The sequence below is a fragment of the Pseudomonas sp. GQ91 genome (assembly GCF_059758795.1).
On sequence record NZ_JCAXED010000004.1, the window covers coordinates 74,190 to 87,267 of the forward strand.

Genomic DNA, 13,078 nt, shown 5'->3' on the forward strand with positions numbered 1-13,078 from the left:
TGGCGAGGGTTACTGACCATGAACGCCATTCCCGCCCAGGAAGTCGCGGGCCGTTGCCTGCAGGCTTTCACACAACTCGTGCCTGCCAGCCAGGCGGCGTTCTATTGTGTCGATCGACAACTGCAAGCCCGCGATTTCCGCCTGCACTGCATGAGCGGTGAGATGCATCGCGACTATCTGGACAACTACCGTCAATTCGATCCCCTGCAGCCGCGCAATTGTCTCTCGAGCGGGCTGGCGGTGGTGCCGCTGGGTTTTGCCATGGCCCGCCAGCCAACGCGTGACAGTCGCCGCTATCAAGACTTCCTGCAACGCTATGGGGTGGTCGACGTGGTGGAGATACTTGCGCATCACGCCGGTCGCCCTCAGGCTGCCATCTCATTGCTGCGCACCGCTGAACAAGGTGCTTTCACCAGCGACCAAATGGCCCAGCTCAGTGCCTTGCAGTCGCTCCTGCAGATGGCCGTTGCGAATATGCAGCCTTATGAAGACACGCTCAGCGGACTGACGCCCAAAGAACGTCAGATCGCGTTGCTGTTGCGCCAGGGCGCGAGCAACAAACAACTGGCCCTGGAGCTGGAAGTCGGTCTGCCCACCATCAAGACCCACCTGATCAACGTGTTCCGCAAAGCCGGCGTGACCAGTCGTACCGAGCTGGTTGGCAGACTGTTTCTCTAAGCCGCTTCAACCATCCGGTTGATAGGCGCCCCCCTGCACCGACGGCATGATCCAGGTGGTTACTTCAATCAACCGGAGCCATGCAATGACCACATCATCTGACTGGATCACCGTAGGCGCGCTTGCCGACGGCTTTGCCCCAGAGGCCTTTATCCTGCCCAACCTTGCCGATCTGACCGGCAAGTCCTTCACTCTCTACTTCGCCAACGGCTGGCAGATCGAGCATCGCTTTGAAACGGAAACACTCAGCTGGAACGCCGCCGACGGTCATTCCAGCGGATCTGCCGCCTACCGCGCCACGTCCGTGCGCCCCGGCCTGTATCTGGTGGATTTCATCAAGCGCGAAGCCGCGCAAGCCTGGTCGGTGAGCCTGGTCCTGGATACCACGACATCCTCGTTCACCGCGGTGATCGGACGCATGCCGTCCCAGGCACAAACTCAGGAAGGTCTCTACAGCCGTGCGCTTGCCGGTAAACAGCTGACGTCGGTTGAAGTGGATTTCCTGCATGGCAGCCTGGATCGCCCCTGGCAGCCAGGCCAATGCCCGCACGCGCCGACCCAGGAACTGACCGGGTTGCGCAACCTGTATCGCTACAGCCCCAGCGAAGTCTACGAGCACATTTATCTCAACGATCAGTTCTATGCCTGGCAGTGTCTCAAAGGTGTCGAGCAAGGTCTGTGCGATACCGACCGCTGCCATTACTACAAGATTGCCGACCATCTGTATTTGTTCGTCTGGCGCGAAAAGATCATCCCGACCCTCGGCCTGGTCTTGATCGACCTGCAACAGCACCGCAGCGACGGCAAGATCTTCGGGTATGCCGGTTCGTCCTTCGATGAACTGTCGAACTTCCCGGTCAGCTCCTATTGCGAGGTCCTCAACCACACGGAATATCCCGATGCGTGATTCACGTACCGTGGTCATCACCGGTGCCGGAACGGGCATCGGTGCCGCTTGCGCCCGGCTGTACGCAGCCGAAGGAGCCAACCTGGTACTGATTGGCCGGCGTCGCGAGTATCTGGAGCAGGTCGCCGGGGAAACCGGCGGCCTGGTTCTGGTCGGCGATGCAGCGTGTCCAGACACCTGGGAAGGCTTTGTGACGCAGATCAGTGAACGTTACGGCCGGCTCGATGTGCTGCTGGCCTGTGCCGGTGGCCATGGCATGGGCAGCGCCACCCAGACCAGTCCGCAGACCTGGGAGGCGTCGTTGCGCAGCAATCTGGACAGCGCGTTCTACAGCGCCCGGGCCTGCCTGCCGTTGCTGGTCGCAAGTGCCGGCAACATCGTGCTGATCGGTTCCATTGCTTCCTTGGCGGCCGGGCCGCAGGTCTGCGGCTACACCACCGCCAAGCACGCCCTGCTCGGGCTCAACCGTTCCCTGGCGCGGGACTACGGACCGCGCGGTGTACGCGTGAACACGGTGTGTCCAGGGTGGGTCACCACGCCGATGGCCGACGAGGAAATGCAGCCGCTGATGAGGTTCCATGGCGACACGCTGCTGCAAGCCTATGCCCGGGTATGCGCCGATGTCCCCTTGCGTCGGCCCGCCAGCGCCGAAGAAATCGCCAGGGTTTGTCGCTTCCTTGCCAGCCCCGACGCCTCGATCATCACGGGCGCGACCGTAGTCGCCGACGGCGGTTCGAGCATCGTCGATGTGCCCACACTGGCCTACGCCCACATGGAGACCGCTCATGTCTGAAGACTTTGATTTCAGCGGGAAAACAGTGCTGGTAACGGGGGGCGCACAGGGTATCGGGCGGGCCATCGTCGAGGCATTCGCGGTGCGCGGTGCACGCGTGATGATCGCTGACCTGCGCCTGGCGCAAGCCCAGGCGCTTGCCGAAGACTTGACGGCGCGCGGGTGTCACGTCGAAACCGTCGAGATTGATCTGGCTGATGCGCCAGCCGTATTCGAACGGGTTCAGTGGTTGGAACGAGACTGGGGACGACTGGATATTCTGGTGCATAACGCCGGCTACTTTCCGTTGACCCCATTCTGCGCAATCACCCCTTCCATTCTCGAGCGCACACTGGCAGTCAACCTCTCGGCCCTGTTCTGGTTGACCCAGGCGGCCTTGCCGATGTTCCTGCGTCAGGGCAGTGGCTGTGTGCTGGTCACCTCATCCGTCACAGGTCCGCGGGTAGCCTATCCGGGGCTCAGCCACTATGCGGCCTCGAAGGCCGGGGTCAACGGTTTTATTCGCAGCGCCGCGCTGGAGCTGGCCGACTACCGTGTACGCGTGAATGGTGTCGAGCCTGGGATGATTGCCACACCCGCCATGGACAATCTCGGCGATGCTCAGGTCAATGACGACATCGCCAGCCGAGTGCCACTGGGACGCCTCGGCACCGCAGAAGATATTGCCGGCGCCATGCTTTTCCTGGCATCTGACCTGGCGGCTTATATCACCGGTCAGACCATCGTGGTCGATGGTGGATCGACCTTGCCCGAGGTGAAATGACGCAGCTGCTTCATCACCTTGGCCAGGGTCAATGCATTAACAGATTAATAAACTACACTGCACCGACCGCTGGCTGTAGGTGAGAAGAACGATAATCCTTGGGCGACAAATCAAACTGCTTCTTGAACGATCGGCTGAAGTGGGCGGAATCAGTGAAGCCCCACTTATAAGCGATCGACGTAATCGACTCACTCTTCAGGAACGGATTGATCAAGTCATCCGCACTGCGCTTGAGTCGCGCACGCTGGATATAGCGGCAGACACTGTCGTCCTGTTCTTCAAACAACCGATACAAATGCCGCACCGAGATGTTCAAGCGGCTGGCCAGCCCCACCGGGCTCAGGCCAGGCTGGGTCAGAGACTCGTCGATGACTTTCTGGACATAGCTACGCAGGTTATTGCCCTGCCAGCATACGCGGCCGTCATCCGGCACCTCATTCATTTCGAAAGCAGACCCCAGTAACGAGACAAAAGCCGATTGCAGAGCCTCGCCCTCTCCCATGGAATCCTGGCCGTTTAAATCGTCCCGGCACAGTTGATCCATCAACACATGGAGCATCCGCCCACAGGCCTTGCTGGAGGAAATCTTGCCGAAGGTCTTCGACTGACTTCCCACGTGCTTGCAGACCTCGTTCCGTGAAAGCGACAGGGAAGCATGTTCGATCAGCCCAAAAGGGCTTATCTCTATCGACCCTGTCGAGTCCATGAGCAACATATCGCCCGGCGCCAACTGAATGACCTGGCCGTTCTGGGTGATTTGGCAATACCCACTACGCTGGCTGACAAGGAAGCAATGCTGGTCGTTGTCGTGATCGGCGTTGGGCCGCTCGCGCCTGATCAAACCGGCATTAGTGCGCAGGCTTGCCAGTGACAGGCCGCCCCGGGACAGTTTCAAAACCTCACCGATGAATAGGGAACGGTTGTAGGCCATTTCAGTGTCGAAATGACCACATGCCGCTCGCAAATCCCGAGTCCAGGTTTCCAATCCATATTGCGCAGACTGATAGGTGCTCATGGCATCTCCATCGTGGCTTCTTGTTTTTGTCGGACAATAGTTAACATGTTATCTATATGTGCGCAACAAGTACATGAGACCCACAGGAGAAGCATTAATGATGCCAAAGCTTAAATCAGAGCATGCGCAAGGTACGCTGCAAGCCCGCCAGGACGTTTAAAAGCGTTTCGCGCTGTATGTCGCTCAGGGCGATGTAACGCCGAAACGCAGGCATTCGGTTGACCACCTCGCTACCGCCCATATGCTCAAGCCGGACATGCCATTCCCGCCCGCTCAAAGTGAACTGTAAGCGCTTGAAATCCAGCACCATCAGCGACTGGTGCAAGGCTTGATCAGCCTGCAGCCGAGCCTGGAGCTTGAGCAACAAAGCCGGCGCTCCAGTCCGTTGCCTGCACCTCAGCCCTGTCCGTCGAATTGACCCGCTGTGGTGCAGATCGAAGCGCGCGCTGCCCTCCTCCGAGGCAGGTACGCTGAACGAGAACTCGGTCATAACCAGATGCATCAGCAGTTGCGCTTGCGTGCATTCCACGACGTCGACCTGAACGTCGCTCTCGCCCAGAAAAAAATCCGCCTTGGCCGGCCCCGTCAAAGCGAAGCCCGCCACGCCCAGGTTGCGCCGCAGGTACTCCAGCGTGACCCCAGGCCTGTAACCCGCTGGTGCACGGCGTGCGCTGAACAGTTCAGAGAGTTTTTGCAGCATGGTCGAGATAACCGTCGTGAGGAGTGCCAGGCTCATGGGAAAACTCCTTGGCCAGGACTTCTTCTACCGAAGCCGGCTTGAATGGATTGACCTTCTGCACCACCAGGGTCCAGAACAAGGCATATGCCGCCGTGCCGCCCAGCATCACCGCGAAGGGAACGTAAATGTCCGCCGGGTTCATGCCTGGTGGGGTGATGAACCACATACCGAGGACGATGCCGATACTGGAGAGGATTTGTGGTAGCGGGAAAAACGGCGAGCGATAGGCCCGTGGCAGATCCGGACGACGAATCCGCAGGCTCACCACCGAAACGGTTACCAGCAGATAGGCAAAACTCCACGCGCATACCGCGGCCAACACCAGGTGCATGATGTTGTCGGGATTGCCACCGAGCCACAATGCGTGCAGGCACGGGATCAACATCGCCACGAGGATGCACAGCAATGGGGTCTTGAAACGCGGATGCAGGTAGGTGAAGACCTTGGGCAATGCACCGTCCACCGCCATTCCGTACAGAATCCGCGGGACGCCGGCCATCAGCGTATTAATGGTTGCCGCACCGGCGAACAGAAAGCCGATGCCCAGCCACATCGGACCAATGTCGCCCATGACCTGCTCGGCAAACCGCGGAATCGCCATCGGCGTGTCCAACAAATGCACACCACTGGCGGCATCCAGCAGCACGTTTTCTACCTGGCGCTTCATCGCCGCGCCATAAATGAACATGCAGGTAGCGACACTCAGCAACCCCAGGATCATCGCCCGGGGCATGGTGCTGGCCGAGCGGCGCAGATCCGGCGCCAGCGGCGTGACGAATTCGCACCCGACGAACATGAACATAGCCATGCCCACCAGCGACAACACGGTAACCAGGTCGGTGCCCACCACGGAGGCACCGAACCAGCCTTCCAGCTCCACTGCTGGCGCGGCGATCAGCCCCAACACACCAAACACCATCAAGGTGGTCCACATGCCAAACGTGAGGATGATCTCGGCACGTCCAAAGGCGCTGACACCGAACGCATTCAGCACGCCAAAAACCACGACGAACCCCACCCCGAGCAACCAGGAACCACCCGCCGACTCGGCCAGGGTATTGAGGTGTTCGAAGTTCACCAGGGCCATCACACCGGCCAGGATGGTTTCGGCGGTACCGGCAAACACATGGACAATCAGATAGGCCGACAGCGTGCCGGTAATCGCGAAGAAGCGCCCCATGCCACAGTTGATGTAGTCGTAGACCGAGCCGGTGGTGGGCAGGATCGACGCGGCCTCGGCGAAGGTGGTCGCCTGGGCCAGCATCATCACCACGGCAATCAGCATGGCCACGGCAAAGGCGCTACCGCCGATACCGAAGCCCATGGTCGCGGTGAGAATCACCGGGCTCGCCATGATCAGGCCGATGGTACTGGCCAGCGCGGTGGGAAAACCGACCGAGCCCCGGTTCAAATGCTCGGTGAGCCTGTCATTGATCAACATGGTGCAGATCCTCGAAAGCGGATTTTTTATAGGTTAGTAGCGAACCATCCAAGGAACCGGCGATAACGCCTGCCCCAGCCAGTCCCTGATCGGAACGGCCCTTGAACACCACTACTCTGCGCCCCTTGCGTCCTGATCGTCTTGCCCGTGTCTGCCGACGGTTTTGTTGCTGCCTGCCAAGGAGCACTGCTTGGCTGACAGGAACAATTGCGTGGCACGCAGGTGAAAGACTTCTGCCTTTCACGATAGCTCTAATGAGTGCTCGAACTATTGGCTGTCCAACACGTGCGGGGAAAATAAAAATGGAGCAAATACGCAAAAAACACTCGCTGTCCAAGGCGGTTGGTCTGGGAATCGCGCTCTTGATCGCGGATTCTTCGGTCCAGGCCTACGAGCTTTATGGCGATGACGACACCCATCTCAATGCTGACTTTCTTGCGGTATACGGGATGTTTAACAGCCGTAACAACTACGACGGGACGCAGGGCGGTTCAACCTGGCGCGAGGGCTTCATCAAGTATGGATTAAGCGCCGATCAAGGCTTGGCAGGTTACGGCACCGGCTACGGTGCGCTGAACTGGGTCAGTTCCGGTACCTGGGGCGACGGCGACGCAGCGGGTAACACCGACGGCTCAGAGCGTACGACTAAGCTCGAAGACGCTTACTTGGGGTGGCGCTCGGCGGATCTGTTCCCGGCGCTTGGCAAGGACGGCGTGGACTTCTCCGTCGGCCGGCAAGTGGTCAAGATCGGCAGAGGCTTCCTGATTAATGATGATGGCCCCAATCTGGGCAAGGGACCGGCGGACGGCGCGCTGAATCGCGGCGGTGCCTACTACCTCGCGGCGCGACACGCCTTTGATCGCACCGCCATGCTCCGCCTGGGTGGGCAGGATGGCTTGCACGGCTCGCTAGTGTGGCTCAAGTCGGACAACCGGGCCCAAGCCGAGACAGCGCTGGCGGCAGGTACGCTGGACTACACGACCGCCGCCGGAACGCTGGGCCTGACCTGGGTACACGGCATCGATGTCACCGACCAGTGGGCCAGTGACTTCCAGAAACAACGCGAACATATGGATACTTACAGCCTGCGGGGCGAAGGCAACGCCGGCATCGAGAACGCCAGTTTCGCATTCGAATACGCCTGGCAGGACAAGGATGCCGGACCTGAAAAAGCCTGGTATGCCGAAGCTGGCTACACCTTCGCTGATGTGACCTGGTCTCCCACGCTGACCTATCGCTATACGCGCTACTCGCAAAAATGGGACCCGCTGTTCACGGGGCTCAGCACCGGCTACGGCACGTGGTTTCAAGGTGAAGTCGCGTCCAATTACGCCGGTCCTTTCAATAGTAATACCGGTATCCAGCATGTCGGCTTCAAGGTGACGCCATTGGAAAACCTCACGGTCGGTGCGTTGTATTTCGACTTCAACACCCTGCGCAAGAGCGACGCGCTCAATCTTGATGCTCGCGAACTGGATGTGTATGCCGAATGGGCGGTCAACAGCCACCTGATCATCAGTCCCTTGATCGGCCTCTACCAGCCCAAAAAGGATGCGACCACGGGGGGTAACCAGGTAGGTGGCAATGGCACCAACCTCTACAGCCAGCTCACGGTGGCCGTGCCTTTCTGACACCACTCAGGAGCTGCCCTGCGCAGCTCCTGAACCGGTTTATTGCTTGTGCTGGTGCAACATCGTCTGAATCTGATGCGTGGCCTGGCGAGTATTTTCCGCCAGTTTGCGCACTTCATCGGCCACCACTGAGAACCCGCGCCCGACCTCACCCGCCCTGGCCGCTTCAATGGCCGCGTTCAGGGCCAACAGATTGGTCTGGTCGGCAATGCCCTTGATGACCCCAACCACCGTTGCGATCTGGCCGTAGGTCGCCTGATTCTGTTCAAGCATTTGATGATGAGTTGCCTTGGCCGAACGCTCATCGCTGATGTCACGAACCGCGCCTATCACACGGATCAAACAGCCTCGTTCATCACGGACCGCGCGGCCGCGCTCGCGACACCATATATAGCCAGCGGTCTTGTGGCGCATCCGGTATTCAAAGACATATTCGCCACTGCCGTGGCTGTCGAGGATTTCCCGGTCGAAGATCGCCATGATTTTCGGCAGATCGTCCGGATGTGTGATGCTGACCTGAGCCTCCCAACCGTCGGGCAACTCCTGGGAGGCATACCCCATCAGGAGACGGAACTGATTGGAAAAGCGCATACAACTGGCAGGGTCTTGAACATTGCCGTTGACCACGGTGATATCCCAGCAGCCTTCGGTCAGCGTCGACTGCAACAACTCCCAGATCTGCGATTCCTGTTGGTGCTGGCGAGATCGTTGAACGAGCTGACTCACCTCGATTTCAAGCGCATGCTCGCGGCTACGCGCCTGTTCCGCTTGCCGACGCAGTGTTTCGAGGGATTGCTCGCAGCTTTCCAATTGGCAGGCCTGATCCTTGAGCAGTTGCTCAGTGTCTTGCAAGCGCTGCACGAGCTGGGCTTTTTCCAGCGTGAGCTGTTCCAGTTGCAAGGCTTCAATGAACGCCTGTTCCCGTCTATGTTTATTGAAGAACATAAGCCCGCCCTTTGTTCGTCGCGTCTAGATACGGGGATCTGATCGCAAACGGGCAACGATTGCTTGCACGACACTGCTACCGCACTTGCTTCTGCCTGCCATGGGTGAAAACGGCGCCCTGTGGCGCCGTAACCAACCGATGGGCCATCAGCATTGGCTGATCAGTTGCTTCAACACAGTCTTGAAGGTTTCAATCTGCTCTTCGCTGAACTCGGCAAAGACCTTGTCTTGCTGCTGCCGGGCAATCGCCCACAAGTCTTCAGTCTGTTCGATACCGGCCGCGGTCAGGCGTACGCGATGCTCATCATCGTTGACCAATCCTTTGCGCTTGAGATTGGCCACGGCTTCGTCGATTTCCCGGACGGGCATCGCCACCTCCCGCAACAAATCATGCGTACACAGGCCGGCGTCGCTTTCCAGCACCATCAGCATCCGCGCCTCGCTGGTGCGCAGGCCGGTGGATAACTGCCGAGGCTGGTAGCTGGATTGATAGGCCCGCACCGCCTGGGTCATCAGGTAATACAGGTTGTGGCTGAGACGCCCCTGAAAGTGGCTGCTCGGCGATTGATTTTCGTCGCGTCGAGTCATGCGGGTGTGGGGCAGGACCATGGAATAGGCGCCCTGGTGATAGAGCAATGGCGAGCGACCAAAATCGTCGAAGGCCACCACCTTGCCGATCATAATCCAATGATCACCACCATCCACCTGCTGGTATTTTTCGCAGTGAAACCGCGCCGCACAATCGGCGAATACCGGCGAACCGCCCGCGCCCGACTCGAACTCGATCTCGGCGAAGCGATCCTCCCTGGGGCGGGCGAAATTGTTGGAGAGATCGATCTGATCCGCTGCCAGCACGTTGACCGCAAAATGGCTGGCCTGCTCGAATACGTCGTGGCTGCTGGAGCGTTTGTCGAGACTCCACAGCACCAGCGGCGGATCAAGGGATACCGAATTGAAGCTGTTGGCCGTGACACCGACCTTGCGCCCACAGGCAGTGGCGGCGGTCACCACCGTGACCCCAGTGGCAAAGTTGCCCAGGGCCCGACGAAAAGCCCTCGGGTCGAAGCTCGTTTCGGTGGCTGGGCAAGCGCTGTTCTCAGACATGCAAGACTCCCGGACTGCTTCCGGGAGCAGCCCTGATTGTTGTTATGGGGTTTGGGGACGGTTCGACTCAGATCATGCTCGGATCGGGTTCCAGGCCCATCAGCTCTCGACCCAGGATCTGCGCACAGACGTCGTAGTCGGTATAGGCGTGGGCGCCGGTCATGTGCGAGTCGCGGAACAGGCGCTGCATCTCGTTGTGCTCAAACCAGGCATTGCCACCGGCCGCCTCGAACAAACGGTCCACGGCCTGGATGCACATCTTGGTGGCATACGCCTGATTGGTGCGCCAAAACGCCAGGGTTTCTCGGCTTGGATAACGCTGCTGTTCGCTGTGCTCGGCATGTTCCTGCCAGGTCTTCTCGAGAAAAGCGCGAGCGGCTGCCACCTGATGAGTCGACTCCGCCAGGCGCATCAACGCCGGGGTCGCGGCACCCACCGCGGCACCGGTGTAGGCGCGTACCCGAGTTTTGGTTTTTTCGCGGAACACCTCGAGCATCCGCTCGGCCACGCCCAGGCTCACGGTGGAAAAGCCGCTGGCGAAGTACGGGCGATACGGCGAGTAGAAAATCTTGCTGTCCGGGTATAGACCAAAGCCTGCGGACTTGCCTTCCATCATGTCCTTGGCTTTCTGGATACGGTGTTCCGGCACCCGCACGCGATCGATGATCAGGGTCTTGGTGCCGCTGCCTTTCATGCCCGCAGCGAACCAGTCGTCGCGGATCTGATAGTCGCGACGCGGCAGTACCGCGAAACAATAGTCCTGGGTGCCTTCGGCATTTTTGCGGCGGAAACCGACAATCGCCCACTCGGCGTGATCGCAACCGCTGCTCCAGCCCATTTCACCGCTGAACAGGACGCCACCTTCGACCTCCTCCGTACGACCAAACGGCGCGATGCTGCTGCTGGCGGTGGCATCCGGATCAGCGCCCCAGACTTCCTGCTGCAGCTCGGCCGAGAACAACGCCAATTGATGGCTATGCGTGCAGAGCAGGCTCATGGCCCAGGCGGTACTGGCACAAGCCCCCGCCAGCAAGGCGATGCAGTCGGCAAACTGCGGCAGCGACAGCTCCATGCCACCGAACGCCTTCGGTTGAAAAGCACGGTGCATGCCAATGCTTTTGAGCAGCGCGATGTTCTCATCGGGGACCTTGCGATCCTGCTCGGCCTGGAAAGCGTTGGCAGCGATGCTCGGCAGAATGGACTTGAGGTCTTCAAGAAGCGGGTTTGGCTTTTTCATGGATGGCCCTGCTTATTATTGGATGTCCAGGTAGTGCCCAAGAAATGAAGGACAGCGCTGGATGCAGGGTCAGTATGGATCGAGCCATTAACCTAGAAAATGCACCTTTCAGAGTCAAGATTGCACTTTTCAGAGGCAATGAGCCAAACCTCGTGCACAAACCTCGATCGATTTTGGCAGCCACAGACATAGGCATCGGCAGCCACAGTCAAGCTGCTGCCGCAACCTTTGATTAACCTTGGGCTTTTCTTTGTTCGCGGTAAGGAAAACCCATGAGCGATATTCCACTGCTACCTCAAGTTGAAGCGTTCCTTAGTCGAAGCCATGCATTGTTCATCGACGGTGGCTACGTCCAGAGTCATTCCGACCAGACCCTGGAGGTGATCAACCCCGCCACTGGCCAGGTCATAGCCCGAGTCGCCGACGCCGATCCGGTCGATATCGATGCGGCAGTCGAGTCAGCTAACCGCGGTTTCAAGCAATGGTCACAGGCTGCGCCGGCGACGCGCGGCAACGTGTTGCTGAAACTGGCGGAGCTGTTGGAGCAGCACCGCGAAGAGCTGGCGCAGATCGAAACCTGTCAATCGGGCAAGATCATCCAGATTTCCCGTGCCTTCGAAGTTGACCAGGCCGCCCACTTCCTGCGTTATTACGCCGGCTGGGCAACCAAGATCAGCGGCCAGACCATCACGCCATCACTGCCCTCCTTCGCCGGCGAACGTTACACCGCCTTCACCCTGCGAGAACCCGTAGGCGTGGTAGTCGGCATCGTGCCGTGGAATTTTTCAACGATGATCGCCATCTGGAAACTCGCCTCGGCCCTGGTGACCGGTTGCAGCATCATCATTAAACCGAGTGAATTCACCCCGCTGACCATCCTGCGGATCGCCGAACTGGCCATCGAAGCCGGCCTGCCAGCGGGCGCATTGAACGTATTGACCGGGGGTGGGCTGGTTGGCAAAGAGCTGATTGAACATCCCGGAACCGACAAGGTTTCATTCACCGGTTCGGTGCCGACCGGGGTGGCCGTCGGCCGCAGCGCCATGGCGGCCGGGCTGACCCGCGCCACCCTGGAACTGGGCGGCAAGAATTCGGCGGGTTTCCTGCGCGATGTGGACCTGGACAAGGCCGTCAACGGCATCATCGAAGCCGGGTTCCTGCATTCCGGACAAATTTGCGCTGCCGCCGAACGTTTCTTCTTCCATCGCTCACAGATCGAAACGGTCATGGACAAACTGGCGCAACGCCTGAGTAAACTGAACATCGGCTCGCCATTGGATGAGCGCACCGAGTTTGGCCCGGTCAGCAATCGCCAGCATCAACTCAAACTCAACGAGTTTTTCGCCAAGGCCCGCGCCGAAAACAACACGATCGTGCACGGCGGCAACTTGATCGCCCGCCCGGGCTGCTATGTCGAACCGACGGTCATTCTCGCGAACACCGTCAACGACACGTTGCTCAACGAGGAAACATTCGGCCCGATTGCGACCTTTTTTCCTTACGACAGCGAAGAAGAACTGTTGGCGTTGATGAACAATACGCCCTATGGCTTGAGCGCCAGCCTCTGGACCAATGATCTGAGCAAGGCCCTGCGCATCGTGCCCGCCATCGAGGCCGGAACGGTATGGGTGAACATGCACACCCTGCTGGATCCGGCGGTGCCGTTTGGCGGCAGTAAGTCGTCTGGGGTGGGACGCGAGTTTGGCGCGGCGTTCATTGACGACTACACCGAGCTCAAGTCGGTGATGATTCGCTATTGATCGCGAATGGGCCGTGCTGCGCTCAATCTTGCGCAGCAGCTCCGGCCGATACTGCCAGGGATCGT

General features: G+C 59.4%; 12 protein-coding genes. 6 read left to right on the top strand and 6 right to left on the bottom strand.

The window, feature by feature from the left end; translation table 11 throughout:
- Nucleotides 1-18 precede the first annotated feature (18 nt).
- The 4 genes from AC6CIA_RS07215 (at nucleotide 19) to AC6CIA_RS07230 (ending at nucleotide 3,141) form a co-directional block, all read left to right on the top strand.
- On the top strand, nucleotides 19-678 hold the full coding sequence (locus AC6CIA_RS07215) for a helix-turn-helix transcriptional regulator (RefSeq protein ID WP_498311264.1): 660 nt from the start codon (nucleotides 19-21) through the stop codon (nucleotides 676-678).
- An 85-nt stretch (nucleotides 679-763) separates the two neighbouring features.
- The gene (locus AC6CIA_RS07220) at nucleotides 764-1,585 is read left to right on the top strand and encodes a molybdenum cofactor biosynthesis F family protein (RefSeq protein WP_498311265.1); all 822 of its coding nucleotides are present in this window, start codon (nucleotides 764-766) and stop codon (nucleotides 1,583-1,585) included.
- The gene (locus AC6CIA_RS07225) at nucleotides 1,578-2,378 is read left to right on the top strand and encodes an SDR family NAD(P)-dependent oxidoreductase (protein ID WP_498311266.1); all 801 of its coding nucleotides are present in this window, start codon (nucleotides 1,578-1,580) and stop codon (nucleotides 2,376-2,378) included. Before AC6CIA_RS07220 ends, AC6CIA_RS07225 begins: the two co-directional genes overlap by 8 nt.
- Nucleotides 2,371-3,141: an SDR family oxidoreductase gene (locus tag AC6CIA_RS07230; protein WP_498311267.1), complete on the top strand. Its 771-nt coding sequence runs from the start codon at nucleotides 2,371-2,373 to the stop codon at nucleotides 3,139-3,141. Before AC6CIA_RS07225 ends, AC6CIA_RS07230 begins: the two co-directional genes overlap by 8 nt.
- Before the next feature lie 52 nt (nucleotides 3,142-3,193).
- On the opposite strand, the gene feaR is transcribed toward AC6CIA_RS07230, so the two are convergent.
- The 3 genes from feaR to AC6CIA_RS07245 form a co-directional block, all read right to left on the bottom strand.
- On the bottom strand, nucleotides 3,194-4,156 hold the full coding sequence (gene feaR, locus AC6CIA_RS07235; protein ID WP_498311268.1) for a transcriptional regulator FeaR: 963 nt from the start codon (nucleotides 4,154-4,156) through the stop codon (nucleotides 3,194-3,196).
- 115 nt (nucleotides 4,157-4,271) lie between these two features.
- Nucleotides 4,272-4,892, bottom strand: a complete 621-nt coding sequence (locus AC6CIA_RS07240) for a DUF3156 family protein (protein ID WP_498311269.1) — start codon at nucleotides 4,890-4,892, stop codon at nucleotides 4,272-4,274.
- Nucleotides 4,837-6,333: an APC family permease gene (locus AC6CIA_RS07245; protein WP_498311506.1), complete on the bottom strand. Its 1,497-nt coding sequence runs from the start codon at nucleotides 6,331-6,333 to the stop codon at nucleotides 4,837-4,839. The genes AC6CIA_RS07240 and AC6CIA_RS07245 overlap by 56 nt, the downstream gene beginning before the upstream one ends.
- Before the next feature lie 305 nt (nucleotides 6,334-6,638).
- Here AC6CIA_RS07245 and AC6CIA_RS07250 point away from each other — a divergent pair, with 305 nt between their 5' ends.
- Entirely contained in the window at nucleotides 6,639-7,967 is a 1,329-nt protein-coding gene (locus AC6CIA_RS07250; protein WP_498311270.1) for an alginate export family protein, read from the top strand.
- Nucleotides 7,968-8,006: 39 nt separating this feature from the next.
- On the opposite strand, the gene AC6CIA_RS07255 is transcribed toward AC6CIA_RS07250, so the two are convergent.
- The 3 genes from AC6CIA_RS07255 to AC6CIA_RS07265 form a co-directional block, all read right to left on the bottom strand.
- Complete coding sequence (locus tag AC6CIA_RS07255; protein ID WP_498311271.1) at nucleotides 8,007-8,912, bottom strand: methyl-accepting chemotaxis protein; 906 nt, start codon at nucleotides 8,910-8,912, stop codon at nucleotides 8,007-8,009.
- Between the two features lie 147 nt (nucleotides 8,913-9,059).
- Nucleotides 9,060-10,016, bottom strand: a complete 957-nt coding sequence (locus AC6CIA_RS07260) for a p-hydroxyphenylacetate 3-hydroxylase reductase component (protein WP_498311272.1) — start codon at nucleotides 10,014-10,016, stop codon at nucleotides 9,060-9,062.
- 67 nt (nucleotides 10,017-10,083) lie between these two features.
- Nucleotides 10,084-11,253 carry a p-hydroxyphenylacetate 3-hydroxylase oxygenase component gene (locus tag AC6CIA_RS07265; RefSeq protein WP_498311273.1) on the bottom strand — a complete coding sequence of 390 codons (1,170 nt, stop codon included), beginning with the start codon at nucleotides 11,251-11,253 and terminating at the stop codon, nucleotides 10,084-10,086.
- A 272-nt stretch (nucleotides 11,254-11,525) separates the two neighbouring features.
- On the opposite strand from AC6CIA_RS07265, the gene AC6CIA_RS07270 reads away from it, so the two are divergent.
- The gene (locus tag AC6CIA_RS07270; protein WP_498311274.1) at nucleotides 11,526-13,013 is read left to right on the top strand and encodes an aldehyde dehydrogenase family protein; all 1,488 of its coding nucleotides are present in this window, start codon (nucleotides 11,526-11,528) and stop codon (nucleotides 13,011-13,013) included.
- Nucleotides 13,014-13,078 lie beyond the last annotated feature (65 nt).